This window comes from Paenibacillus sp. EPM92 (genome assembly GCF_016586185.1).
In the GTDB taxonomy this organism is placed as follows: domain Bacteria; phylum Bacillota; class Bacilli; order Paenibacillales; family NBRC-103111; genus Paenibacillus_G; species Paenibacillus_G validus.
On the sequence record NZ_BCPS01000066.1, the window covers coordinates 61,671 to 82,653 of the forward strand.

The 20,983-nt window shown below is 48.4% G+C and carries 29 protein-coding genes, 4 tRNA genes, 1 pseudogene and 1 riboswitch; of the genes and pseudogenes, 21 read left to right on the top strand and 13 right to left on the bottom strand.

The features are described from left to right. Window positions 1-216 precede the first annotated feature (216 nt). From JMF85_RS14125 to JMF85_RS14145, 5 genes are all read left to right on the top strand, one after another. Window positions 217-293: transfer RNA gene (locus JMF85_RS14125), tRNA-Met, on the top strand. A 7-nt stretch (window positions 294-300) separates the two neighbouring features. Then, window positions 301-374 (top strand) — tRNA-Ile (locus JMF85_RS14130). A gap of 229 nt (window positions 375-603) precedes the next feature. After that, window positions 604-1,824 (top strand): MFS transporter, encoded by a 1,221-nt coding sequence (locus tag JMF85_RS14135; protein WP_201318408.1) that lies wholly within the window; start codon window positions 604-606, stop codon window positions 1,822-1,824. A gap of 153 nt (window positions 1,825-1,977) precedes the next feature. Next, a riboswitch (cyclic di-GMP riboswitch) is annotated at window positions 1,978-2,065 on the top strand. A gap of 597 nt (window positions 2,066-2,662) precedes the next feature. Then, window positions 2,663-3,490: a CBO0543 family protein gene (locus JMF85_RS14140; protein WP_201318409.1), complete on the top strand. Its 828-nt coding sequence runs from the start codon at window positions 2,663-2,665 to the stop codon at window positions 3,488-3,490. Window positions 3,491-3,493: 3 nt separating this feature from the next. Continuing rightward, window positions 3,494-3,937, top strand: coding sequence for a DUF6376 family protein (locus JMF85_RS14145; protein WP_201318410.1), 444 nt, complete (start codon window positions 3,494-3,496; stop codon window positions 3,935-3,937). 37 nt (window positions 3,938-3,974) lie between these two features. On the opposite strand, the gene JMF85_RS14150 is transcribed toward JMF85_RS14145, so the two are convergent. Both JMF85_RS14150 and JMF85_RS14155 read right to left on the bottom strand, forming a co-directional pair. Continuing rightward, entirely contained in the window at window positions 3,975-4,211 is a 237-nt protein-coding gene (locus tag JMF85_RS14150; protein ID WP_127607308.1) for a hypothetical protein, read from the bottom strand. 133 nt (window positions 4,212-4,344) lie between these two features. Continuing rightward, on the bottom strand, window positions 4,345-4,578 hold the full coding sequence (locus JMF85_RS14155) for an alpha/beta-type small acid-soluble spore protein (protein WP_054795556.1): 234 nt from the start codon (window positions 4,576-4,578) through the stop codon (window positions 4,345-4,347). Between the two features lie 170 nt (window positions 4,579-4,748). Here JMF85_RS14155 and JMF85_RS14160 point away from each other — a divergent pair. Both JMF85_RS14160 and JMF85_RS14165 read left to right on the top strand, forming a co-directional pair. Beyond that, a tRNA-Leu gene (locus tag JMF85_RS14160) sits at window positions 4,749-4,834 on the top strand. Window positions 4,835-5,019: 185 nt separating this feature from the next. After that, on the top strand, window positions 5,020-5,238 hold the full coding sequence (locus tag JMF85_RS14165; RefSeq protein ID WP_201318411.1) for a spore germination protein: 219 nt from the start codon (window positions 5,020-5,022) through the stop codon (window positions 5,236-5,238). Window positions 5,239-5,319: 81 nt separating this feature from the next. Here JMF85_RS14165 and JMF85_RS14170 read toward each other — a convergent pair whose 3' ends face one another. Further along, window positions 5,320-5,805 carry an Hsp20/alpha crystallin family protein gene (locus JMF85_RS14170; protein ID WP_127607312.1) on the bottom strand — a complete coding sequence of 162 codons (486 nt, stop codon included), beginning with the start codon at window positions 5,803-5,805 and terminating at the stop codon, window positions 5,320-5,322. Window positions 5,806-5,939: 134 nt separating this feature from the next. Here JMF85_RS14170 and JMF85_RS14175 point away from each other — a divergent pair, with 134 nt between their 5' ends. The 8 genes from JMF85_RS14175 to JMF85_RS14210 all read left to right on the top strand — a co-directional run bounded on the left by JMF85_RS14175 (window position 5,940) and on the right by JMF85_RS14210 (window position 9,104). Beyond that, on the top strand, window positions 5,940-6,161 hold the full coding sequence (locus tag JMF85_RS14175; RefSeq protein ID WP_127607314.1) for a spore germination protein: 222 nt from the start codon (window positions 5,940-5,942) through the stop codon (window positions 6,159-6,161). A 17-nt stretch (window positions 6,162-6,178) separates the two neighbouring features. Continuing rightward, window positions 6,179-6,406: a spore germination protein GerPB gene (locus tag JMF85_RS14180; RefSeq protein ID WP_141333737.1), complete on the top strand. Its 228-nt coding sequence runs from the start codon at window positions 6,179-6,181 to the stop codon at window positions 6,404-6,406. A gap of 15 nt (window positions 6,407-6,421) precedes the next feature. Next, window positions 6,422-7,057 carry a spore germination protein GerPC gene (gene gerPC, locus JMF85_RS14185; RefSeq protein WP_201318412.1) on the top strand — a complete coding sequence of 212 codons (636 nt, stop codon included), beginning with the start codon at window positions 6,422-6,424 and terminating at the stop codon, window positions 7,055-7,057. Continuing rightward, window positions 7,035-7,217 (top strand): hypothetical protein, encoded by a 183-nt coding sequence (locus JMF85_RS14190; RefSeq protein ID WP_054795562.1) that lies wholly within the window; start codon window positions 7,035-7,037, stop codon window positions 7,215-7,217. The genes gerPC and JMF85_RS14190 overlap by 23 nt, the downstream gene beginning before the upstream one ends. Before the next feature lie 2 nt (window positions 7,218-7,219). Next, window positions 7,220-7,609 (top strand): spore germination protein GerPE, encoded by a 390-nt coding sequence (locus tag JMF85_RS14195; RefSeq protein WP_236595858.1) that lies wholly within the window; start codon window positions 7,220-7,222, stop codon window positions 7,607-7,609. A gap of 216 nt (window positions 7,610-7,825) precedes the next feature. Then, window positions 7,826-8,215: a VOC family protein gene (locus tag JMF85_RS14200; RefSeq protein ID WP_201318413.1), complete on the top strand. Its 390-nt coding sequence runs from the start codon at window positions 7,826-7,828 to the stop codon at window positions 8,213-8,215. Window positions 8,216-8,454: 239 nt separating this feature from the next. Next, the gene (locus JMF85_RS14205) at window positions 8,455-8,652 is read left to right on the top strand and encodes a hypothetical protein (protein WP_127607321.1); all 198 of its coding nucleotides are present in this window, start codon (window positions 8,455-8,457) and stop codon (window positions 8,650-8,652) included. A gap of 188 nt (window positions 8,653-8,840) precedes the next feature. Beyond that, window positions 8,841-9,104 carry a hypothetical protein gene (locus JMF85_RS14210; RefSeq protein ID WP_201318414.1) on the top strand — a complete coding sequence of 88 codons (264 nt, stop codon included), beginning with the start codon at window positions 8,841-8,843 and terminating at the stop codon, window positions 9,102-9,104. Window positions 9,105-9,147: 43 nt separating this feature from the next. On the opposite strand, the gene JMF85_RS14215 is transcribed toward JMF85_RS14210, so the two are convergent. Further along, window positions 9,148-9,312 carry a DUF3973 domain-containing protein gene (locus tag JMF85_RS14215; protein WP_201318415.1) on the bottom strand — a complete coding sequence of 55 codons (165 nt, stop codon included), beginning with the start codon at window positions 9,310-9,312 and terminating at the stop codon, window positions 9,148-9,150. A 139-nt stretch (window positions 9,313-9,451) separates the two neighbouring features. Here JMF85_RS14215 and JMF85_RS14220 point away from each other — a divergent pair, with 139 nt between their 5' ends. From JMF85_RS14220 to JMF85_RS14230, 3 genes are all read left to right on the top strand, one after another. Further along, the gene (locus JMF85_RS14220; RefSeq protein ID WP_054795565.1) at window positions 9,452-9,673 is read left to right on the top strand and encodes a hypothetical protein; all 222 of its coding nucleotides are present in this window, start codon (window positions 9,452-9,454) and stop codon (window positions 9,671-9,673) included. 154 nt (window positions 9,674-9,827) lie between these two features. Next, window positions 9,828-9,992 (top strand): hypothetical protein, encoded by a 165-nt coding sequence (locus JMF85_RS14225; RefSeq protein ID WP_201318416.1) that lies wholly within the window; start codon window positions 9,828-9,830, stop codon window positions 9,990-9,992. A 180-nt stretch (window positions 9,993-10,172) separates the two neighbouring features. Further along, window positions 10,173-10,409, top strand: a complete 237-nt coding sequence (locus tag JMF85_RS14230; RefSeq protein WP_054795566.1) for a hypothetical protein — start codon at window positions 10,173-10,175, stop codon at window positions 10,407-10,409. A 179-nt stretch (window positions 10,410-10,588) separates the two neighbouring features. Here the strand turns inward: JMF85_RS14230 and JMF85_RS14235 are convergent, their stop codons facing one another. The 6 genes and pseudogenes from JMF85_RS14235 to JMF85_RS14260 all read right to left on the bottom strand — a co-directional run bounded on the left by JMF85_RS14235 (window position 10,589) and on the right by JMF85_RS14260 (window position 16,381). Continuing rightward, a complete protein-coding gene (locus tag JMF85_RS14235) occupies window positions 10,589-11,119 on the bottom strand; it encodes a GNAT family N-acetyltransferase (RefSeq protein ID WP_127607329.1) in 531 nt (176 codons plus the stop codon). Between the two features lie 144 nt (window positions 11,120-11,263). Continuing rightward, a complete protein-coding gene (locus JMF85_RS14240; protein ID WP_127607331.1) occupies window positions 11,264-12,124 on the bottom strand; it encodes a DUF421 domain-containing protein in 861 nt (286 codons plus the stop codon). 107 nt (window positions 12,125-12,231) lie between these two features. Next, the gene (locus JMF85_RS14245; RefSeq protein ID WP_201318417.1) at window positions 12,232-13,236 is read right to left on the bottom strand and encodes a hypothetical protein; all 1,005 of its coding nucleotides are present in this window, start codon (window positions 13,234-13,236) and stop codon (window positions 12,232-12,234) included. Between the two features lie 640 nt (window positions 13,237-13,876). Further along, window positions 13,877-14,368, bottom strand: a complete 492-nt coding sequence (locus JMF85_RS14250; protein ID WP_201318418.1) for a phage lytic cycle repressor MrpR family protein — start codon at window positions 14,366-14,368, stop codon at window positions 13,877-13,879. A 594-nt stretch (window positions 14,369-14,962) separates the two neighbouring features. After that, window positions 14,963-15,900: pseudogene (locus JMF85_RS14255) on the bottom strand (bile acid:sodium symporter family protein). Window positions 15,901-16,308: 408 nt separating this feature from the next. Continuing rightward, window positions 16,309-16,381 (bottom strand) — tRNA-Val (locus tag JMF85_RS14260). Between the two features lie 223 nt (window positions 16,382-16,604). On the opposite strand from JMF85_RS14260, the gene JMF85_RS14265 reads away from it, so the two are divergent. Next, the gene (locus JMF85_RS14265; RefSeq protein WP_174817576.1) at window positions 16,605-17,543 is read left to right on the top strand and encodes a hypothetical protein; all 939 of its coding nucleotides are present in this window, start codon (window positions 16,605-16,607) and stop codon (window positions 17,541-17,543) included. Here JMF85_RS14265 and JMF85_RS14270 read toward each other — a convergent pair. Further along, the gene (locus tag JMF85_RS14270) at window positions 17,540-17,971 is read right to left on the bottom strand and encodes a PilZ domain-containing protein (protein WP_054795575.1); all 432 of its coding nucleotides are present in this window, start codon (window positions 17,969-17,971) and stop codon (window positions 17,540-17,542) included. The genes JMF85_RS14265 and JMF85_RS14270 overlap by 4 nt on opposite strands. 105 nt (window positions 17,972-18,076) lie before the next feature. Beyond that, a complete protein-coding gene (locus JMF85_RS14275; RefSeq protein WP_127607340.1) occupies window positions 18,077-18,304 on the bottom strand; it encodes a hypothetical protein in 228 nt (75 codons plus the stop codon). A gap of 176 nt (window positions 18,305-18,480) precedes the next feature. On the opposite strand from JMF85_RS14275, the gene JMF85_RS14280 reads away from it, so the two are divergent. Continuing rightward, window positions 18,481-18,774, top strand: a complete 294-nt coding sequence (locus JMF85_RS14280; protein ID WP_127607342.1) for a DUF1811 family protein — start codon at window positions 18,481-18,483, stop codon at window positions 18,772-18,774. Window positions 18,775-18,855: 81 nt separating this feature from the next. Then, entirely contained in the window at window positions 18,856-19,371 is a 516-nt protein-coding gene (locus JMF85_RS14285; protein WP_201318419.1) for a divergent PAP2 family protein, read from the top strand. On the opposite strand, the gene JMF85_RS14290 is transcribed toward JMF85_RS14285, so the two are convergent. Continuing rightward, a complete protein-coding gene (locus tag JMF85_RS14290) occupies window positions 19,340-20,974 on the bottom strand; it encodes an ATP-binding protein (RefSeq protein ID WP_201318420.1) in 1,635 nt (544 codons plus the stop codon). The genes JMF85_RS14285 and JMF85_RS14290 overlap by 32 nt on opposite strands. Window positions 20,975-20,983: the final 9 nt, after the last annotated feature.

A 20,983-nucleotide genomic window follows, 5' to 3' on the forward strand; every position in this document is an offset into this window, starting at 1 on the left:
GGGTAAAATTATATGAGAGCAAGTTTCAAGCAGGCTGCTTAGCTAAACGGATGGAAGAAGATTGGTGGATTTACGGGTACGAATGCCCTTCTGAGGTTGAAGTTTTTCGCTCCAGAAAAGGGCGCTTTGGAGTTCGGTATACCGTTTAAATTTGTGCTTGACTGCGAGGATTTATTTGGTGTATATTTATTTTTGTCGCTGTCGACAGAACAATGGCGCGGGGTGGAGCAGCCCGGTAGCTCGTCGGGCTCATAACCCGAAGGCCGCAGGTTCAAATCCTGCCCCCGCAACCAAACTCCAGGGCCCTTAGCTCAGTTGGTTAGAGCGGTCGGCTCATAACCGATTGGTCGGGGGTTCGAGTCCCTCAGGGCCCATACGAAGAAAACCCTTGCCGAACAAGGGTTTTTCTTTATTTGTGGATGACATCATAGAAAGAACTCCCTACGGCTGAAGAAGCTGGAGCGCACGATTTATTGCACCGATGCAGAAAGGCGATACCGCACCAAGCAGTTCGCCTTTTTTTGCTGCCTCCTCCTTTCGGATGTCCTATTGATTGACATATTCGGGCAGTTATTATTTATGGATAGGAAGAGGAAATCTAACATGAATTCATCAAAAAACCAAGCTCCATTGCCGCAAAAGAAGGACCGTTTCCCGTTATCCCTCTTATGTCTCACCATTGGAGCCTTCGCCATCGGCATGACCGAGTTTATTATTATGGGTCTTCTGCCTAACGTCGCCGACGATCTGCACGTTACGATTCCGCAAGCCGGGCAGCTTATTACGAGCTACGCACTCGGTGTCGCCGTAGGCGCTCCCGTGCTCACCGTGATTACCCACCGCATGCAGCAAAAAAAATTGCTCGTTCTGCTCATGTGTATCTTCATTGCCGGCAACGCCTTGTCAGCGGTGGCTCCTACCTACTATTTGCTTATTGCCGCGCGAATTATGACGGCCTTTGCTCACGGATCATTCCTGGGCGTCGGGTCGCTTATAGCAGCCCGTCTCGTACGACCCGGGAAGCGGGCGGGTGCCGTATCCATGGTACTAGCCGGAATAACCGTGGCCAACATTATCGGCGTACCGTTCGGAACTTTCATTGGTCAACAGCTTGGGTGGAGATCTTCGTTCGGAGCGATTACCTTACTGGGGATCCTTTCTCTTATCGGCATTATTCGATTCATCCCCATCATCCGCCAAGATCAACCGTCCAGTTTGGCCCAAGAGTTCCGCAGTCTGGTGAACCCGCAAGTGCTGCTGATGCTGATTACGGGTGCATTGGGATGCGCGAGCCTGTTCTCCGTCTTTACGTACATTACACCGATGCTGGAATCGATTAGCGGCTTTGCCGAACACAGTGTGACCTGGATTCTAGTGTTGTTCGGTTTCGGAGTGACCATCGGGAATATAGTAGGCGGCAAGCTGGCGGACTGGAAGCTTATGCCTTCGGTCATGGTTAACTTTGCTGTACTGGCGGTCATTCTTTCCTTGTTGACCGTAACACTCCGTTATCCCGTTCTTGCCGTCATCACCGTCTTTTGCTGGGGAATCGCAGCCTTCGGCATCATGCCCGGCATCCAAGTACGCATCATGAATTTGGCGCATGAAGCGCCGCTGCTCGCAGCGACCTCCAGCCATTCTGCCTTGAACCTGGGCAACGCTTCAGGCGCTTATCTCGGTGGCCTGACCATTACGTATGCCGGTCTGACTTCCGTACCGTGGCTGGCAGCGATCCTTACCATTCTCGGCCTCGCCGGGGCATTGCTTAGCTATGGAGTCGAGCGGAAGCTAAGCCAACAGGTTTTAGTCAATAATTCGGTATAAAATGTGAGGAATATCGACAGGTAGAATAAAAATATATAAAAACAAGGGAAAAATTACCTAATTAGGAATTCCAAAAAAACCTAAATTCATACAAACGATGCATTGCAATCCTCTTCAAGTTAGATATAATTTGATTGATATCAACCGCATGTACGACGATCATGGCAAAACCATTGAAAAATGGTGACGCAAAGCTATAGGGACTTCGTTGGAATCTCCAATATGTCAGCCAGCTGCCGTAATATAGCCTCCGTTATGTCATGCGGGACAAGAGGAGGTTGATGATGAATGATACAAGAGTTTAAGATGGCCTGGCATCGCTTTCTGGCCAGACATTACGAACTAATGATGGAAGACTGTCTTTGTCCCAGGGAAAAAATGAGATTGGCGGCCAAAGCCAGATACCACTTTGGTAAACGCGTTAATACGATGGATTCTACCTTATAAGAGCCTGAACTTTGTGTCCCGAGTCGATCGGGGCTATTTTTTTGCCCGGAAGGCGAGGGAAGTTAGCGATGACCTGCCGCCGTTTACTTAATCAATCGCCTTGACCGGCGCCATACTTTAATCCATTTATTCCCATCCCCATCCTAATAGAAGCGAATGCCGATCCATTTAAGGGGTGTCCAAATTTCAGTGAATTGATAATAGGGCAAGGCACAGCACCTCCTGGTGTTTTATATATGAATTATAAAAGAAGTTGGTTAAAAAGGATGATGAACGGTGTTGTCGAATCAACGTTTTTCTTGATACCTTATCTGATTAGAAATAAATCGAAACGGGGGTGGGTATTCTAGATGTTAATGGATGAAATAAAGCGAAGAAATGAGGGAAAGTCTTGTTGGCAGAACAAAGTAAACAACTTGAACAAATCAACAGGATGCAAGAAAATCTTAGCCTGCTTTGGTTTAACTATTGGCAACAATATTCGAATTTAAGCACATGGCAATTTTGGTTTTATGCGGCTCTGCTCATCGTGCCTCTGATTGTGCTTTACGTATTCATCGACAAACGAAGAGCACTGCAAATCGGTTTCTTTGGGTTTAATGTCCATGTATGGTTTACCTATATCGATGCCTATGGCATCAAGAATGGGTTATGGAGTTATCCTTATCAAGCAATACCGTCAACCATAACCAGTATCGCATTGGACGCCTCATTTATTCCTGTCGTATACATGTTCGTGTATCAATGGACGCTCCATAAACATAAAAATTATTATTTATATGCGACCGCTTTAAGCGTGCTGCTTTCGTTCTTGTTTAAACCCGCTTTATCGGCCTTCGGCTTATTTCAATTATATAAGGGAGCCAATTACTTTTATTTACTTCTAGGTTATTTAACGATCATGCTGATATCCAAATGGATCACAAACCTTTTCGTAATTTTCAGAACGAAGCCCCAAAAGATACGGTCGTCACGAAAAAGCTCAGCCTGCAAAGATGGTTCCCGAACAAAGCCAAAGCCAAATAACCCCCTGGGTCCGGACACGTTTGACCCCTATGACAAAAACCCTTGCTCAGCAAGGGTTTTTGTCATGTCAAGAACGCTTCGTACCTGTCTCTACGGTTTTCATCCGGTCGAACGACGCAGATGTACCGATTATGAAACCAATCTCCGGTTTCAAAGTAGTATAACGTATAGCGGGAAACGAGGAGGAGGGTAAGACATGAAACGTTATTTGCTGCTATTGGCGCTCGTTATCGGGATACTGCCGGGTTGTTCGGCGCTTAACGAAGTGAACCATACGCTCGATTACATCAATGAAGCGACGAGTTTTGTGAATCGGGCGAGCGGTTTTGCCGAGCAGGTGCCGGTCTTGGCTCAGCAAGCGCTGCTGGATCCTGCGTCCAGAACGGCGCTTCAACAGGAGCTGGAGAGCATGAGGGACGGCATCGTGCGATTTAACGGTCTGGAAGTTCCCAAAGTGGCTCAAGACCTTCATAAGCAGTTGGTCGCGCATAATGAAGCTTTAATGAAAGAATTGACATTGCATTTGGAGCAGATGAATCAGAACGTGATCGATTTCAAAGCGCTTGCGGACTCCCCGATGCTGCAAACGATCAATAAAATCACTCAAACGTTAACGAGCATCCGGGAGCTCACTCCCTAAGCTCCGGCACCGCGGCCATACTGCCGCCGGAGGGATTTCAAGTATTCTCTTCGTTTGTTGATTCCTGAACGTAGCGGTCGTAACGATCGTCAATTTCTTGGGCCAACCGCCGGTAAAGTTCCGTTTCTTCAGTGACGGGATCGAACGGGGCCTGGATGCGGATTTCGGTCTTGGCGGGCAGCCGGCGGCGTGCCGTTTCCCTGATTTCGGGTTCTTCCATGCCGGCTTCCAGCAGCGCTTTGGCGAGTTCTTGTTCATAGGGTTGTTGACTCATCGGGCTGGCTCCCTTCTTGATCTAAGGATCTTATACGCAGAAAATTCCCCGCCGGGATAAACCGGGCGGGGACTTATGTGTTACAAACCATCCTTATGTCTGAGGAGGATTCGTTGGAAAGCCATTTTCGCGATCATCGCTTTCCGAAAGCTTGTCCGGACAGCTGCTGCTCCGCGATTTGTACCAGTCTGCGGGTGATGTGACCGCCGATAGCGCCTGTATCGCGCGTAGCCATATAGCCGTAGTACCCGTCTTGCGGAACCTGAATGCCTAATTCTTGCGCTACTTCATACTTCAATTGCTCTAATGCAGACGCCGCTTGCTGAACGACCAGTTGATTATTGGAACGACTTCTTCCTGTAGCCATGCCTGAAATCCCTCCTGGATTGAATGTTCATTGGCTTTTGTCTGCCAATGTAAGGATATGATTTCCGGTATGCTGCCGATTTATCCATGCCCAGGTGGAAAATTTCAATTGATTTTTCCCCGGATCGTGGATATAATAAAAAAAGTCGGGATTTTTCGACGTTACCATAAGCCGGAGTGGCGGAATAGGCAGACGCACAGGACTTAAAATCCTGCGGTAGGTGACTACCGTACCGGTTCGACCCCGGTCTTCGGCAGTACGACAAGTCAACTCTTTGGATGAACGGATGCGCTAGGCATCGGGACAACCAGGGAGTTTTTTTCATTTGCCTTCTGCACAGACGAACCCGTGCCTTTAGCTTAGATCGCTTGCTGAAAGTCGGGATGTTTCGCTGAACGTCGTCATATACTTTACAACACACAAGGGAAGAGGAGGGACGACATGCCTTCAATCATACTGGCCCCGATCAAAATTACCGGCAATGAAGGTGATCTGGTGTTTGGCGACGTGCTGCAAATTAATCCGAAAACAACCTCTAAATTTTACTCAGGTTCAGGCGGCAGTAATACGGGCGATTTCAGCGCGACCTTTACACTGATCAGCTTTACCAATACACTGGACCCTGATATCGCCGACAGCAACAATGCCGCCAACAATTAACGAAGCAACGAACAGAAAAGAGCACACCACTCATGTCTCCGTGCGGAGCGAGTCAGGTGTGCTTTCCTTTGCCGCGCATCCTCACGTAAAACGGACGTCAATTTCGTAGAATGGATTTTCCGTCGTTTGTTTACGCATATGAAGCTGCAGTATGCCGTTCTTATAGACCGCTTTGCAGCTGCTTGGGACGATGAAGCCGGGAAGCCCGATCGTTTGCGTCTTGTCGTCCGGAAGGCCTTCCAGCCTCAGTTGGTCGGTATTCAGCAGCACCCGGATTTTTCGCGCTTGCGCACGGTCGGGGATATGCACCTTGACGATGACGTTATTATGGGTATCGAACACTTCCGAGTGAAAATGATGATTCAACGTCTGCACTTCCATCTGCGGAATCGTTTTTTTTAACACGTCCTTAATGTACCCGTCCACCCAAGACAAATCTCCGGCTGCGGCAGCCGGTCCCGTATCCCCTGAACCCGGTTGTGGCGGAAACGGCATTTTGCCTCCGAAAAATTGTTCGAACTGCTTCCAGTTCATGTCGAAATAAGGATTCGGATTCGATCCGCTCATATAGCCTCACTCCTTCCTTCTACACTATATGACCGTGCGGCCTTCGACATGAGTGTTAAGGCGAAAAGCAAAACATACTTTCGCCGTTCTTCTCATATAATGAACCAAATCCATGACAGGTAGGGTGCTGCATAATGCCGGCCATAGTGGGCGTGATCAAAATCAGCAGTGTTGGTACGGGCTCCATTGTGCATATCGGCGACTCCATCCAGCTGGCGCCGCGTTCGACGGCGAAAACGTTCGCAGGCGCCGGATCGTTCAACACCGGAGACTTTTTGCGTACATATAACTATGTGAGCACGACCAATACGATTGACAAGGAAGTTGCGGATACCAACAATGCACTCAACAACTAAGGCAGGTGTCGCACGCCATGACGAATTGCACCGTCCATCAAAATATCGTGATCCATCAGCTTAAAGTCGGCTCGATCAATAACTCGTCCATTCTGCAAATCGGAACCGCGGGCACGATTCGAGCACTTTCCAATTTATATAACACCGGAGGGTTTACCGGGCCTGCGCCTGCGCTTGGGCAGGTAGGAGGGCCCGAAGGAGCTTCTCCGTTTCCGTTGGTGCCGCTGCCTTCCCCTACCATTTAAACGGAGGAATATGCCATGTACGCCGAATATGCGTCCTATTTCCAGAAGCTGAACGACTATTTGAAGTGGCAAACTGAGCGTATCCGTTACTTGGAGAGCCGGATCGACGGCCTAGAGCAGGAGCTGGACAAGGTCAAGTCGCAAGATCGCATACGGATCGATAAGATCGAGTACAATTTCGATCAGCTGAAGGTGGAGAAGCTGGACGGCACGCTGAATGTCGGTATTGCGCCCGCGGGGCTGGGGGCTCAGAACATCGACGACCTGGCGGTCGGCGGCAAGACGGTCTACACGAATACGGCCCGTTCTGAGTCGTTCGAGCGCATTCAGAAGCGAGTCGATGACTTCCTGCTGCAAGCCGCGCCTGCCGAGATGGAGAAACTGCAGGACCGGTATCAGCTCCACTTGAGCGAAGAATTTCAAGATTTCATGATCGGCGACCTGCAAGGGCAAACCGGGCAGCGGATCGAGTATTATATGCAATCGATCGGAGGAAACGGGCAGACGCTTCTTCTTACACAAGAGCAGGAGGAAGCGATCGCATCTAAAGTCATTGATGATGTAAGATCCGGGCTTGAGCAGTATTTGATGAAGCAGAAGGACGAGGGGGGAAAGTCGGATGATTCGAATGAATTTGCAGGTGGAAAATAGATCGTTATGCGTCGGCGATATCAAAGTGGTCGGGGTTGCGAGCGCCTCCGTTCTGCTGATAGGAGACACTCAGTCGATCTCGCTGTCATCGGTGTTCGACACGCCGCCGGAATCGTTGATCATCGGCCCGACAATGATTGTTCCAACGGGAGAGGAATAAGTGTGCCGATACCGAACGAACGTACAAGCACGGTGCAGTCGGTCAAGGTTAACGATATCGGGTATGCCTCCTCGCTGTTCGTAGGCGATTTGCGTTATTTTGCTCCGGTAAGCTTGGTATTTGCCGTGCAGAGGGAAATCTCGCGTTTCTCGGGCAGTGAGGGCGATTTGTCAAAATTCTCGACGTTCTGGAGGCCGATTCCAGAGCTGCTGCCGGACGAGGATGTCCGGATGCGTGTTGTCAATGTTGATCCTGTTATTCGAGCTGGCACGGTGCGGGTCACGTCGATCTCCAGCTCCTCGCTCGTGCAGTTCGGGGAGCTGCGCGGCATTTGCGCCGAATCGCGGGTAAAAAATATCAGGGAGATACTAACAGGATTGCCTCCGAAATAGGAGATGATTGTTAGAAAGCCGGACAAGCGAGCTGATCCTATACGCTCCTCGTCCGTTTTTGTGAATGAGGAGGAGCGGATCTAGCAGCCTGAGCTTCGCCGGACCGGCGGACTCGTGCTGCTTTTTGCCTTTCGCGGCTGTGAAGCGCGAAGGCATGTGATATAATGGACAGGGATGATGAATCTGGAGAAATAAACGGCGAGGGAGAGGGATACAGTGGCACGCAAAAAAATCGAGCATGTCGGTGTTATGGTGAAAGACATCGATGCGTCGGTACGTTTTTATAAGGAAGTCGTAGGGTTGGAGCTGAAGGGGCGGTTAGATCATCCGAACGGCGTTATCCAGCTTGCTTTCTTAGGCTTCGGGCAACAGGCGGAAACGGAGCTGGAATTGATTCAGGGCTACAATGAAGGCTTGCCGGCGGAAGGCAAAGTGCATCACATTGCGTTTACCGTGGACGACATTGAAGAAGAATTTGCTCGGATTAAAGAGCTTGACGTAAGGCTCATCGATCAGGAAATTACGACGCTGCCGAACGGCTCGAGGTACTTTTTCTTCTACGGCCCGGACGGCGAGTGGATCGAATTTTTCCAATCGACTCGGTAAGGGAAGCGATGAGACAGGCTGCAAACCAATCGCAACCATCTTCGACAACACGGATCAATTGTTACAAATGCAAGCATTTCTATGTCACGTGGGATCCGAGTTTTCCTCGGGGCTGCCGTTCTTACGGCATTAAAACGAGCGAATTGCCTTCAAGCCTGATCAGGCGCTCGTCCGGCAAACCATGCTTAACCTTCGAGGAGAAGTAAGCCTTAATCCATTAACGGCAGGTGAAATAGCCCATGCTGTTCAGCAAGCAACAAAAAAAGTTGATGCTCGAAATTTTGCTCAAAGAAAGACGCCGGCTGTTCTCGAAACATAAAGGCGAGCTGCTTGACAAGACGATTGCTGATCTATCGCAAATGATACGAAATGAAGAGATCAACATAACAGAGCCGAAAGATAATATCATCGATTGGAATTCGCGAAAAAAACGATAATCCCGATGCGAACAGCGGCCCCCTGGTGCGTATTTCGTCGCTTTTCCGGACCATGAAACCGGTTGGGCGCGCATAACGCGCCTTTTTGCTCCGTTTATTACGGTCATTACTGTTGTCGTGGAACAATCCCTGCAGCGATTTCGTCTAACGATAGACGGGATGATCATCGATGAGAGAGGGATACAACTATGTTACGTCTAGGACAACGTATACGGAAAGTGCGCTTCGTATGGGGGCGACGGAGAAGAGGGCTGGCGACCGTGCTGTTCGCCATGACGATCGGGGGACTTGACCTTATGACACTGCCCTCGTTTGCTTGCGCATGCGAAGGGGCGGAACCCCGTGCGCACTGGATGAGCTGGCTTGTGATGGGGTTCGGCGTGTTCGTAGGCTTGGCGATGCTCGTATTTTCCGTCGTGATTGCGGTTAAGGCTTGGAGACGGCGCTATTGACAAGCCGTATCGAGCTTCATGCCGCAGCCCTTCTTTTTCTGTGCTAGGCCGAAGCGCTTGATAACTCTTGCTGCAACGATTGGGAAACGAGACAAAGTCCCGCAGGGTAACGGGTGACGTCGACAATATGGAATCCTGTCTTAAAGACGATTTGGGCGGGCACGTCGTTCAACCGGTGCAATTTACGGCATGCGATACAATAGTACATAGTGTGTCTCCTTTACTCGAGTGATTTTGCACTATCATGTTATGCGCGTTTTCGCGGAAAAATGACAGGGAATCGACCGGACTGGAATCGGAATTGATGATTATTGTTGAGTATACGAAGTTAGGGGCGTAACAAGCGGATGAGTGCGGATAAGATCGAAGCCTGGAGAGACCTGATACGACAGCTGGACGGAGACGGTGCCGAGCCGCAGACGGAAGCCGGACGTATCGTCCATGGTCTATTGGAGGAAGTGGAGCGGCTAAGGGCGGAGAATAAACGGTTGAAGACAGCGCTGCTGAAGGCGGCGACAGCGCAGAAGCCGTCGATGTCGACAAAGCTCAGCGAAGCGCTGAGGGAGTAAGCTCAGATGGGTATGCAGGTTCGGCTGTCCCTGCTTTTTTTGTAATCGAAATGTAATATTTTCGCCCGCATGAAACGACATCAATTTCATATGCCTCTATCGTATACTAAGGGTACGTCTAGGTAACCTAGGCGAACATTGGGAGGGATTACATATGGGAGAAGACGAGAAAGTACGGTCTGAAGAAGAAGTTGTGGAAGAAGTAGTTGTGGAACAAGCTGAAGAGGCCGCTTCGGAAGAAGAGGCTGTTGAAGAAGCCGCATCCGGCGAAGTGACGGAAGAAGTATTGTCCGAGGAAGTATCGGAAGAAACCGAATAGTTTGACCCCAATCCCTTATCCTCCTTACCCTGAATAACAAACAAGGACCTGTTCTGAATGGAACAGGTCTTTTTATTGATGGATCGGCTTTATCCGGCCCGGAAGCACCGCTTCTAAGCGGCTGACAGTCGAATAGACTAGAAGAGAAGAGATGCTTATGGTTTAAGGAGGTGTTTCCGCTTGAAGCGACAAACCGCCCAACGGATCGGGCTGGGCTTGTTTGCCGGCCTCTTGGTCTCAATAGCCGGAGTTCTTTATGTACAGGTTCAAGGATTATTGATGCCTGGACTGGTGTTGGTCGGCGGGATGTTCTTGCTTTGTATGGGCTTGCTGTGGGTTTCGGAAGCGGAAGACGACGCTAAAGCGGCCGAAGAGAAGAGCAAGAATATACGCAAAGTGCGCAGGCATGGAGGTTAAGACGCGAGAAAAGCCGTGTGGTGGACTTGGCCACAACGGCTTTTTTTGCAGACAGTTTCTTCACAGTACCCGTTAGCGGCCGCACGGGCTGGAAAAGCTTCCGGCTGACGGGCCGCTAGACGCGTGGAAAGGTTTGCGGCCGCGCCGCTCGCTTCGTCTGTTGGGCATCCGGGCCTGGGTCAAGTCGAGGTTTGTTTAAATTGTATTTTCACAACCGGTGTCGTTCTTCGTTGGATCGGCACCAAATCAAGCGACATGGATGGCATGTAAGGGGTCGTATCCTCCTTGTATTCAAATCCGAATTTGATCCAAAACCGTGCGGCTCTTTCACTTTCTGCACGCAATACGATTAGCTCGAACTTGGTGTCTTGGATACGATCCAGCAGCTTGAAGATGAGTTGTGTTCCGAGCCCCTGTCCGATCGGGTGGACGAACAATTCATGAATTTGAATGACGGGGCGATCAAGCTCGAAATCGCTTGTCAGGTATTCCTTCATCGACGGGTCGTGCAGGCTTATATAGAAGCGAAATAAGCCTTCGCCGGAAGGGTTGTAAAAAATCATCCATCTTTCCTTTTCTTTCACAATGGATACTTTAACCGGGGAGCCAATAATTGCCGAGAAGTCTTTCGCTAACTCCTGAAACAAGTTTTCGTCGGTATTTTTAAGAACATGCGTCAGTTTCGGCTGCCGGATTTCCCATTGCTCCATGTCCCATTCCCCCGAAATGTCGTTTGTTGATTGTATGCTGTTTATGCGCGCTTTAATACTCGTCTATCGGCTGCGGGAACGCATAAAACCACCGGCCAACACGATCCGGTGGTTTCCTATGCTGTTATAATGGAGAGACCCGGTCTAGCTGACCAATAACGGTCTAATTTCCGTAATCACTCTTTGTAATTTACGGGAACACTGTTCATACATCTGTTTCGTCGTCTCGTCTTTCGTTGTAAGCCCATATAATTCAAGATCCGCTTCACATTTCTTGAGGGTGGCGAGCAGCGTAGCCTTAAGCTGGGGCTGCGGAACCTTGAGCTGGTCGTCATATAGGTCGACGTACAATTGACCATAGGAATCAACTTGCCCTACGAACACATTCTCAAGGGTAGCGCCGATCTTCTCCAGCTCGGTGTATAACCACTCCCGGCTTAATCCGATCGTCGCCAGCGGCTCATCCAACATTTTCCCGTCCATAATAACCGTCTGCGGTTCCTGTTCGGGACCTACTTTAATACCGAGATGCTTGGGGGTTAAAGGTTGGTTTTCTTTGGTTGCCAGCACATTAATTTCGCCGCTGGGCTCCATGACCGCAAACTCAACATCAGCCGCTTTAAATATATTTTTCTTACGCAGCTGCTCCAGCAGTTCATCGGTTGTGAGACGTTCTTTCTTTAGATTGTCCTCCATTATTTTCCCATCCTTGATGAGAATGGTTCCTTTTCCGTCAACCCAGTCCCGGAACACTTTGCTTTTCATCTGTAATATTTCAATAAGAAACGACACCAATACCCAAACGACCAGTGAAATTAAACCTAGATGCCACATCGAATCTAAATCCATTGAAACGTAGGCAGCCAGGCTTCCGATCGTAATGCCCGTAATGTATTCAAAAAAAGAAAGCTGGGATATTTGCCGTTTGCCAAGCAGCTTCGTTAACAAAAAAAGCACAAGAACCGCAAGAAGCGTTCGTAAAGCAACTTCAATCGATTGTGACATAGGTTTATTTGCCTCCAGTTCAATTAATCAACAATATATTTATTTACCGCATGCCTGGTTTTTATGAATGAATCACCAGACGGTAGGGGTTTAGCCCGATCCCCTATTTAGGAAACCATGCTGATGGATGTAATGGTCCACGGTTCCAGCAGAGATCCCCGGATCATTTGGAACGTAAAAGTTGCTTTGTCGACGCGGTTGTTTTCCCGGTACATGTTGACTTCAAGTGGAAATTCCAAAGCTAGTACACCGGAGAACGGTTTGTCAACGTGACTGGATCTTTTGCGAATGCCTTTGAGCCGGTCCTTTTCTTTCAGAAAATAATCAAGCTGCGGATCCTTGGCGTCTGCAAAGCTCATTTTCAAGATTTGCGGTTCCTTCAGGTTTAATGCGATCAAAAAGGCGTCCGCAATTTGATAAGGGGAAGCTTCATTGAAATAATCAACTAATTTTCCGGCAGCCTTATATACCATCAACTGATGTTCAGGATCAACGTTTCCGGAGCCGTGGGTAGAGCTTCCTGTAAAATGGATACAAAAATGGCCCGAAAAATCATTATCCGGAATGCCGTCGCCGCCATGCGGCATGCCGTGCATGGATGCGGCAAGCCGCTGATCCTCGGTTTGAACAATAATTGCTTTTCGCCGCCAGCTCCAGGCTCCGTTGTAGATTTGTTTCATGATGGCGGTATCTTCTTTGGTCAAAGGTTGTACATCCGCGTGTTTGCTTCCCGCTCTTCTCTGCACGTTAAACGAGAGGCCGGTTTCCAGGTCGACGACTTTGAACTTCGCTTGCTTCGGGATCAAGGTTGAAGCATTATCCCACTCGATCATTTGGCCATAGTGTTTGGAGCGCAAGCTATGGACGTAATTCCTGAGTTCCGATTTTATGTGCTCTTGAAGATAAATAATTTCAAGGGTCTTCTCATCGTATAAGTTGCCTGCCTGGTCAACCAGAAAGGTGAGATGCTCTCCATTACGATTTAGGGTCAAGTAAGTATCCAGAACGGGGATGTTTTGGACAGATTTACGCTGACCGTGCTTCAGGAAGCGTTCGAAGTTATTCGTCAGCTCCAGGTTTGTCTCGAGTTCGGAATCAAGGGAAGTTTTCACGGTTAAAACGGCTTTATGAGCCGGTTCCGCTAATGCCCCTTGCCCAACCCACACCAAAGTACAAGCAATAAAAATCGCCAAGGCATGTACGGACTCGGTTCATGATCCATTTCCCCCAGATGAATTGTTCGCATTCATTTTCTGCTTTTACTTGCGAAACAAGTACAGGAAAATAAAGTCATGAATGGGCCAGTTATTATTTTAATGGTTTTCGTCAAAATCTCACAATTTTGTGAACATCGTTCGAGCCCTTTTTTCAGCTCACATCCAGTATAATTTCCATACTCATACTAAATGGGCAAGCGGAGGGATGGCTATGTATATTAACCATGTTAACTATGCCAATGAAATTGGAAACGTGTATTGCTGCTTACGAAATAAAGTGGTTGAATTAAACCAATTCCAAATAGACAACTTTTGCTCAGGATGTAAAATGTTCAAGGGGGGGAATGAAGGAAGAGTGCTGTGTTACTGGAAAGATCTCAGACAAATAAGCGATCCTCATATCGTTTATGATCCGAGAACTGAATATTTAAGCATGCAGAAAAAGAAATTAGACGCGATGTAAAAGAAACACAGCTGCTCATTGCTGCGGATCCAGGTTTCTTCATATAAAAAAGGAGGCTTAATAGCCTCCTTTTTATGCGTATACCTTTGTTTGAAGGGCGGGCTTGCCGGTTGCAAAATGAGTTAGTTCCGGCATCGAAAAAAACTCGGCCAGCCGTTTGAGTCTCATGTAGATGACCCGTAAAATCACAGAATCTAATTCCGTTATCATGCTTTCATTAGCGATGTAATCCTGCACGCTTACTTTGATCAGAAACCGGCTGTCTCGCAAATTTACTGAATTTTGTCTGGTTTGATTATAACCGTTTTGCAAAATATATTTAGTCTGCTCGACAGCGCTTTGAAAAAGCTCAACGCACTTTCGTGTCACGGGAATTTTTCGTTCGATGTCATAAGCATCCTTTAGGGTGAGCATACGGTTGGTTATATCCAGAGAATCCTTGGTCAAATATACTAACTCGTGAACTCCTACACCCTCCATAAGTAAACGAATAATAATTGCATCTTGAGGATTGACGCTTTGACTTTCAACAAAAAGTAATTTTTCAACAAATAAGACAGTCATAGTTATTCAAGATCATCCTTTCCTGCATCTATATTTAACTGACTGGAATAATATAACATTATATTGGCAAATAAATATACGGTGTTAAAATAAGAGGTTTTGTCATTTTTTGCTTGAAAACGATACACTTTTGACAAATATATGAACTCAACCCGTATATGAAAATGTTAGTTTGCCTTTTCTTTTTTTTCTATCCATTTTATGAGGAGCGGCGTTTTCTCATGATACCCCATCCATTTGGTTACACGGACCGTGAAAGAGGCTGTCCCGTTGGTTGGCGAATTCGCCGGGAAGACAGGTGCATGGTCTTGTTGGACTTTGTTTGCAGCTTCTGCAGACCTGATGAAGCGAAGATGCCACGGAAGGAATACATGAAAGAACAAAAAATAAAATGGAATCGAATACCAAACATGCCAGCCTTTTTGAATGAGAAATCCCGCTTTAACTAACAAATACTCCGATAGTAAGGAACAAGATAAACGGATGGAGAAGATGGCGAGGAATATGAGAGACTAGTTCAATGTGCTGGAAATCGGAGGGAATGTAAAAAAAAGCATCCGCCAACCAAGTTGGCGCGATGCTTGATGAGGCGGGCTACTGCTTGTTCTTATCTTCAGTTCTTCTCGCAAACCAGGTGGCCAGCATCGAACCCGACAAGTTGTGCCACACGCTGAACAAGGCGCTAGGCACAGCTGCCAGCGGGCTGAAATGTGCGGCAGCCAAAGCAGCTCCCAGACCCGAGTTCTGCATCCCTGTTTCCAGAGTAACTGCCTTACGCTTGGCCAAATCCATGCCGAACAGCTTGGCAAAGAAATAACCGAGCAGGTAGCCAAGCAAATTGTGGAGGATGACAGCCGCGAAAATGAGCAGTCCGTTGGACATGATTTTCGGCTGGTTCAAGCCTACGACGATGGCGACAATGAGCACGATCGCAATCGTGGAAATGAGCGGCAGCGCTTTGACGCTGGCTTCGGCTTGCTTGCGGAATATAGCTTTCGCAATAATGCCCAGCACGATCGGTAAAATGACGACCTGCAAGATGTCCATAAATAAAGACTTCGCATTAATATCCATCCATTTGCCGGCCAAAAGCGAGATCAAGGCGGGAGTGGCAAATGGCGCGATGATCGTAGAAACCGAAGCGATCGATACGCCAAGCGCTACATCGCCCTTGGCAACGTCATGACGTTGGAGGCGGTACCGCTCGGGCAGCAGCCGACCAAGATGACGCCAACCGCAATTTCCGGAGGAAGGTTCAAGCCGATGGCCAACAAATAGGCGATGGAAGGCATGATCAGGTAGTGTCCGATGACACCGATGGCGACATCCTTAGGCCGGCGAAACACTTCGCGAAAGTCGGCAGCGGAAAGCGTGAGCCCCATACCGAACATGACGATGCCGAGAAGCGGTGAAATCAAGGATTTGTAGCCGGTGAACAGATGTGGAGCAAAGAATCCTAGACATGCAAACAAGATAACCCAAAGCGAAAACGTTTTACCTACAAAATTGCTGACTTTTTCTACTGCGTTCATGCTGTTCTCTCTCCTATTTATTCATGCTGTTAACAAATAGTCATTTTACTACGGTAAGATTCAAATGACAATGAAATAAATAGGCCCGCACGGGTGGTGTGGGCTTATATTACAATGTATGTCCAGCAAGGGGCGACGCGGGCAGACAGATGACGTTCTTATCTGGAGAGGCCTTCGGAACATGCGACTTGATCCCTTATTGAGTTCAATATTTATCGTACCTTCCATGACAATCTCCATTAATGCCCAAAATAATTCAGACAAGGAACGTTTCAGAGCTGGTCTATAATTAATTTAAATACATTTACATATATTCGGCCCCCAAATAGCCCCCAGCTTGTCCAAATAAAGAATGAATGAAGTTCGATAAAAAGCAAAAAACCCTTGCTACACAAGGGTTTTTCCGTATGACCTGTAGTGGGCTCGAACCACTGACCCCCACCCTGTCAAGATGGTGCTCTCCCAGCTGAGCTAACAAGTCATGGATAAAGTTATTTCCTTTTTCTTTCGTGTCTCTCAAGGGGACGATTATTATATTATCAAGATCTTAATATTTTGTCAACACGTCATCCCCATTTTTTTAGAACGTTTAGGATTAGGCCTCGATTAAAGCATATGGCTTACAGGTCTCCTGTCGTATTTTCTCAAAGAGCGGTATGTTATAATATGAACGAGGAGTATGGCCAACGAAAGAGGGGACAATCATGAAGGATTTGCCATGGATGATGCAGTCGCAGTTCGGCGGCGGAGATACTGCGGCAATCGAGAACGAAAGCTTGGACTGGGGAGAGCACGAGTACGGAACTCATCGTTACCATGTGCGCCGTTTGGTGGAGGACTCCATCAGTCTGCTGGCGAAGCCCGAGAAAGCGGTAGTGCTTGGAGCGGGGAATCACGGTGATGTGGATTTGCCGGGGCTGGCGGTGCATTTTCAACAAGTGACCGTGCTCGATACGGAAGATAATATGCTGGAGGAATGGCTGGACAAGACGGGGGGATTGGCACAGAGCCGGCTTCGATCATTGACGCGAGTCGATTATACGTGCCTGGATCAAATTTCGTTCTATGAAAAATTTGAGGAACTGCTGCTGAATGAGTCGTCGGCCGCGGACATCGCCGGATTTTTGCGCGATGCCAGCTTCCAGGTTAACCGCCACGAGGTCGTGCCGCACCTCAAGAAATCGTTCTCGTTTGTCATGTCTTCGGGTGTACATACGCCGTTGTTTTATCCGGATGCGCTGCTGCAGTTCCATGGTTACATGGACCGGTACAACGAAGCGGATATTCGCTCCATCTTAGAAGCGCTTGCCTACTTGCGAAACTCATTGATCACAGGGTACAACAGGCTGCTGCTGTCGTTGGTGAAGCCGGATGGACGGGTGGCGATGTGGACCGATATGATTGTTCTGGATGAGGAGCGGAAGTGGATCGCGGACGAATTGTACGAGGATAGGACGGACGAGGAACGGACGCGCTTCCTGTTCGAGGCGTTTGGCAAGTACGGGCTGGAAGCCGCTGTGTTGGGGCTCAAGGAGCTTCATGACAAACTAAAACCCGACCAGCTGCTGTTTCGCAGTTGGATCGGGCACGCGGATTCGGGGAAACGGTATTTGACAGTCGGTTTATCCGGTAAAGCACGCTAAAAATGCTCAAATTCCGCCGTTTCCTCCGGAGTCAGGAAACTGCAGCCAGGTACGTTAGGGGTTCGGCGGAGCTTGATTGCAAGCTGATTTAACATCCTGGTTAACGCCGATGTGTCGGTGTCGTCCAAGGAAAATTGGATGCAGTACTCATAATGGCCGGGCTCCGGCAAAATGGAGCGCACGATCGGGCCGTACGGCCGGTATTCATGGCCCAGACACATAAACCGGAGTTCGGTCAGCAGACCGGGCTTATCCGGTAAGGGCGCCTGAGTAAAGAAGCGTGCGCCTCCTGCGCTTAAATCGACAAGCGCGGCTTTATATAGCTTGGTTTCCGGATCTAAATCGCCCATTCCGAAGATTTTCACATCGGCGCCGAGCGGAACTGTAAACGTTAGGCGAAAGAAATTTCGCTTGTTATTCGTGCTCATAAGCAGACATTCCTTTGCAAATAAAAATATAGTTACTATCGACTCCTCTAGTATATCGTAGCGTGCTTGTCCATGAATATCCGTCTTAAGCAGTAAAAAGCCGCTCTAATAGAGCGGCAATTCGATACATTGATTCACATGCTTCTTATGCAAAACGGCGTTGTTTCCGATAATTTCAATTCGATCGATTTGATTAAAGTCCGAGGTGCCGGCAGCCGAGGAATGGGATGAATTGCGCTCCAATATGTTGATCAGTTGCGGTATCGCTTTTTGATCGCTGGAAATAAAGCTAACCGGAATTTTTTGGTTCATAAATAACAATTCCGTATTCATAACTTCAAATTCCTCCTTCCTTCTATCGGGTAACTTATTATACCACTTTGCTTCGTTATTTTCGATAAATACTTTGTTACATGGCTTGACAGGATGAGCGATGAATAGACAAAGCTTCGACACAATGAATGGGATTCAGGATAAATGTCTTGGGTCTTTCGGAGGGGATATGCCAAATGAAAAAATTATACAGCCAGATGAGTAGAGAAGAACTGCTGGAAGAAATCCGCTGGATTCAATCTGAAAAGGAGAACGCCGAATTCCCCAGTCAACGTGCGGTTGCCGAACGTAAGCTGTATACGGCACAGGCGTACCTGTTGAATCCGGCTGACTTTCCGCCTGGTTTATACAAGGTCGAGGGGATCCAGCTGCCTTTTGAAGTGGCGTATGTCAACGGAATTATGGCTTGGGGCAAACTGGATAACGATCCGGAGGCAAGTTTTCCGATTTCAATGCTTACACGGTTTTAACTACGGTCTGCCGATTTATTCACGGCTTTCGTTCGCATAGAAAGATACGTCGCGTCTCATCCTAGTGAAGAGGTGATGCGTATGAACCGGGCGTTATGGACGTCCATTGTAGGGGTTGGAGCGGCGCAGCTGTTGAAAATACCTGCGCATTTGCAGGAACGCAGGAGCTGGTCTTGGTCGGATTTGTTTCGGACGGGAGGCATGCCAAGCTCACATGCGGCAGGGGTCGTATCACTTGCCAGCTATCTCGGATTGAAGAAGGGCTTTAGCAGCGATTCGTTCGCTCTGGCAACCCTGCTGAGCTTGATTGTGATGTTCGATGCGATGGGCATTCGCCGCCAGGCCGGCCTGATCGCAATGGAAGTGAACGAGCTCGAAGATACGGTATTCAAGCTGACGCAAGAACACCCCCATCATGCCCACCGAAGACGTGATGCCGAATTGGAAGAGCGCCTCGGTCATATGCCTGCGGAAGTGCTGGGGGGTGCTGTATTGGGAGCCGTTATCGGTTTTCTTAGTTATGTAAGCGAGCCTAGCCGAAATCCCTTCACGGCAGGGCTGGCGTTCACACGGAAATGGTGGTCAGCTCTACGTTAGCTTGGGGGTTTCGCGGCTCATCCGTTTCCGCGGTCGGCAGCGTAATGGTAAACTTTGTTCCCGTCCCGATCAAACTCTCAACCTCAATCGTACCGTCATGATCCTGTACAATTTTATGACAGATGGAAAGCCCGAGGCCCGTGCCTGAATCTTTGGTGGTATAGAACGGAATGAATATTTTGTCCAGCTCGGCCTCGGGGATCCCTTTGCCAGTATCGGCAATTTCGATGACTGCGTAATTTTGCTGCTTATACAGCCGAATAAAGATGTCTCCCTGATCCACCATGGCTTCGAGCGCGTTCTTCATTAAGTTGAGCAGCAGCTGCAGCATTTTGTCCTGATCCATTAGCATGCGAATATCCATTGGATCATATTCGAAGTGAATCTGATGTCCCAACCTGGTCGTTTCCGAGTCGAGCAGCGAGATGACCCGCTCGATGCAGCTTCGGATCGATTGTACGCGGTATTGGGTAACATGGGGCTTGGAAAATTGCAAAAACTCCGCCGTCAGCATGCTCATCCGGGTTATTTCGTCCATAATTAAATCGTACCACGGCTCCACGTTGTAATTCCCCGCTTTGGATAACTGCAAGAAGCCTTTGATCGTCGTCAGAGGATTGCGAATTTCGTGCGCCATCCCGGACGCTAACTCGCCCACTACGCGCAGCTTCTCGCTTCGCAGCATATGCTCCTCGCGCTTTAGCCAGCTTTCCCGTTTCATCATATAGAGATGATGTTCAGCGAAGGACATCAAATCGTCCTTATTCAAGCCGTCTTGCGGATAGCAGGCCATCCCGAAGTTAATTTCGATACCGGTCAATTTCGGAAATTCCGAAGCGAGCAATTGTGTAATCGTATTGATCGTTTGGCGGGTATTGGTATATTCCATCACGATCGCGAATTCATCGCCGCCGTAACGGCTGATTAATGAACTTTCGGGGAACATGATGCGCAGCAGCTGGGCCGCTTCCTTCAAAATGTCGTTGACTCCTTGAAATCCGTTCGTCGTATTGAGTGACTTCAAGTCTTTACAGTCGGCAAGCACAAGAACGATCGGTTTCTTCTGTTTAACGATCATTTCCATTTGATGGTGAAATTCCTGGAAATTATAAAGGCCAGTCAACGGGTCATGCGTGCTGAGATGTTTCTTCTCGTAGGCCAGCAGCTGCTTCTGCAGCTCCATTTCCTTAATGAGCCTTCCGAATATATAAGCCAAAATGAGACAGCTGACCGCTTGAAAAGCGATATCCGTCAAATGGGCAGCAATGAGCGGTCGGTAGGTTAACGAGACGATTACGTAAGCTCCCATCAAGGCGACGTTGAAGAGAAGCGCTGTCGAAAATTTCGAGACCCGATAATACATCTGGCTCATGTGCAGCAAGTAAAGCGGAAGACACCAGCTTGTCGCGCTGATGGCATGTAGAGCGACCAATAACAATAACTGAATGGAAGTGTTTCCGTAATAAGGACGTTTTATGAAGAAGGTCAGCATGTACAGCAGCGTTACCAGGATTAGCAGTGGGATGCTTGCCGTTAGCCCGTAGCCGATCGACCAAGTGCATACAAGAATCGAGTAAATCAGGAAGATCGCATTACCTTTCATTGCGGTACT

Excerpts from the sequence above, each read along its gene's own strand:
- JMF85_RS14135 (WP_201318408.1), top strand. The coding sequence starts at position 604 with ATGAATTCATCAAAAAACCAAGCTCCATTGCCGCAAAAGAAGGACCGT.
- JMF85_RS14145 (WP_201318410.1), top strand. The coding sequence starts at position 3,494 with ATGAAACGTTATTTGCTGCTATTGGCGCTCGTTATCGGGATACTGCCG.
- JMF85_RS14150 (WP_127607308.1), bottom strand. The coding sequence starts at position 4,211 with ATGAGTCAACAACCCTATGAACAAGAACTCGCCAAAGCGCTGCTGGAA.
- JMF85_RS14155 (WP_054795556.1), bottom strand. The coding sequence starts at position 4,578 with ATGGCTACAGGAAGAAGTCGTTCCAATAATCAACTGGTCGTTCAGCAA.
- JMF85_RS14165 (WP_201318411.1), top strand. The coding sequence starts at position 5,020 with ATGCCTTCAATCATACTGGCCCCGATCAAAATTACCGGCAATGAAGGT.
- JMF85_RS14170 (WP_127607312.1), bottom strand. The coding sequence starts at position 5,805 with ATGAGCGGATCGAATCCGAATCCTTATTTCGACATGAACTGGAAGCAG.
- JMF85_RS14175 (WP_127607314.1), top strand. The coding sequence starts at position 5,940 with ATGCCGGCCATAGTGGGCGTGATCAAAATCAGCAGTGTTGGTACGGGC.
- JMF85_RS14180 (WP_141333737.1), top strand. The coding sequence starts at position 6,179 with ATGACGAATTGCACCGTCCATCAAAATATCGTGATCCATCAGCTTAAA.
- gerPC (WP_201318412.1), top strand. The coding sequence starts at position 6,422 with ATGTACGCCGAATATGCGTCCTATTTCCAGAAGCTGAACGACTATTTG.
- JMF85_RS14190 (WP_054795562.1), top strand. The coding sequence starts at position 7,035 with ATGAATTTGCAGGTGGAAAATAGATCGTTATGCGTCGGCGATATCAAA.
- JMF85_RS14205 (WP_127607321.1), top strand. The coding sequence starts at position 8,455 with ATGCTGTTCAGCAAGCAACAAAAAAAGTTGATGCTCGAAATTTTGCTC.
- JMF85_RS14210 (WP_201318414.1), top strand. The coding sequence starts at position 8,841 with ATGTTACGTCTAGGACAACGTATACGGAAAGTGCGCTTCGTATGGGGG.
- JMF85_RS14215 (WP_201318415.1), bottom strand. The coding sequence starts at position 9,312 with ATGTACTATTGTATCGCATGCCGTAAATTGCACCGGTTGAACGACGTG.
- JMF85_RS14220 (WP_054795565.1), top strand. The coding sequence starts at position 9,452 with ATGAGTGCGGATAAGATCGAAGCCTGGAGAGACCTGATACGACAGCTG.
- JMF85_RS14225 (WP_201318416.1), top strand. The coding sequence starts at position 9,828 with ATGGGAGAAGACGAGAAAGTACGGTCTGAAGAAGAAGTTGTGGAAGAA.
- JMF85_RS14235 (WP_127607329.1), bottom strand. The coding sequence starts at position 11,119 with ATGGAGCAATGGGAAATCCGGCAGCCGAAACTGACGCATGTTCTTAAA.
- JMF85_RS14240 (WP_127607331.1), bottom strand. The coding sequence starts at position 12,124 with ATGTCACAATCGATTGAAGTTGCTTTACGAACGCTTCTTGCGGTTCTT.
- JMF85_RS14250 (WP_201318418.1), bottom strand. The coding sequence starts at position 14,368 with ATGACTGTCTTATTTGTTGAAAAATTACTTTTTGTTGAAAGTCAAAGC.
- JMF85_RS14265 (WP_174817576.1), top strand. The coding sequence starts at position 16,605 with ATGAAGGATTTGCCATGGATGATGCAGTCGCAGTTCGGCGGCGGAGAT.
- JMF85_RS14270 (WP_054795575.1), bottom strand. The coding sequence starts at position 17,971 with ATGAGCACGAATAACAAGCGAAATTTCTTTCGCCTAACGTTTACAGTT.
- JMF85_RS14275 (WP_127607340.1), bottom strand. The coding sequence starts at position 18,304 with ATGAATACGGAATTGTTATTTATGAACCAAAAAATTCCGGTTAGCTTT.
- JMF85_RS14280 (WP_127607342.1), top strand. The coding sequence starts at position 18,481 with ATGAAAAAATTATACAGCCAGATGAGTAGAGAAGAACTGCTGGAAGAA.
- JMF85_RS14285 (WP_201318419.1), top strand. The coding sequence starts at position 18,856 with ATGAACCGGGCGTTATGGACGTCCATTGTAGGGGTTGGAGCGGCGCAG.
- JMF85_RS14290 (WP_201318420.1), bottom strand. The coding sequence starts at position 20,974 with ATGAAAGGTAATGCGATCTTCCTGATTTACTCGATTCTTGTATGCACT.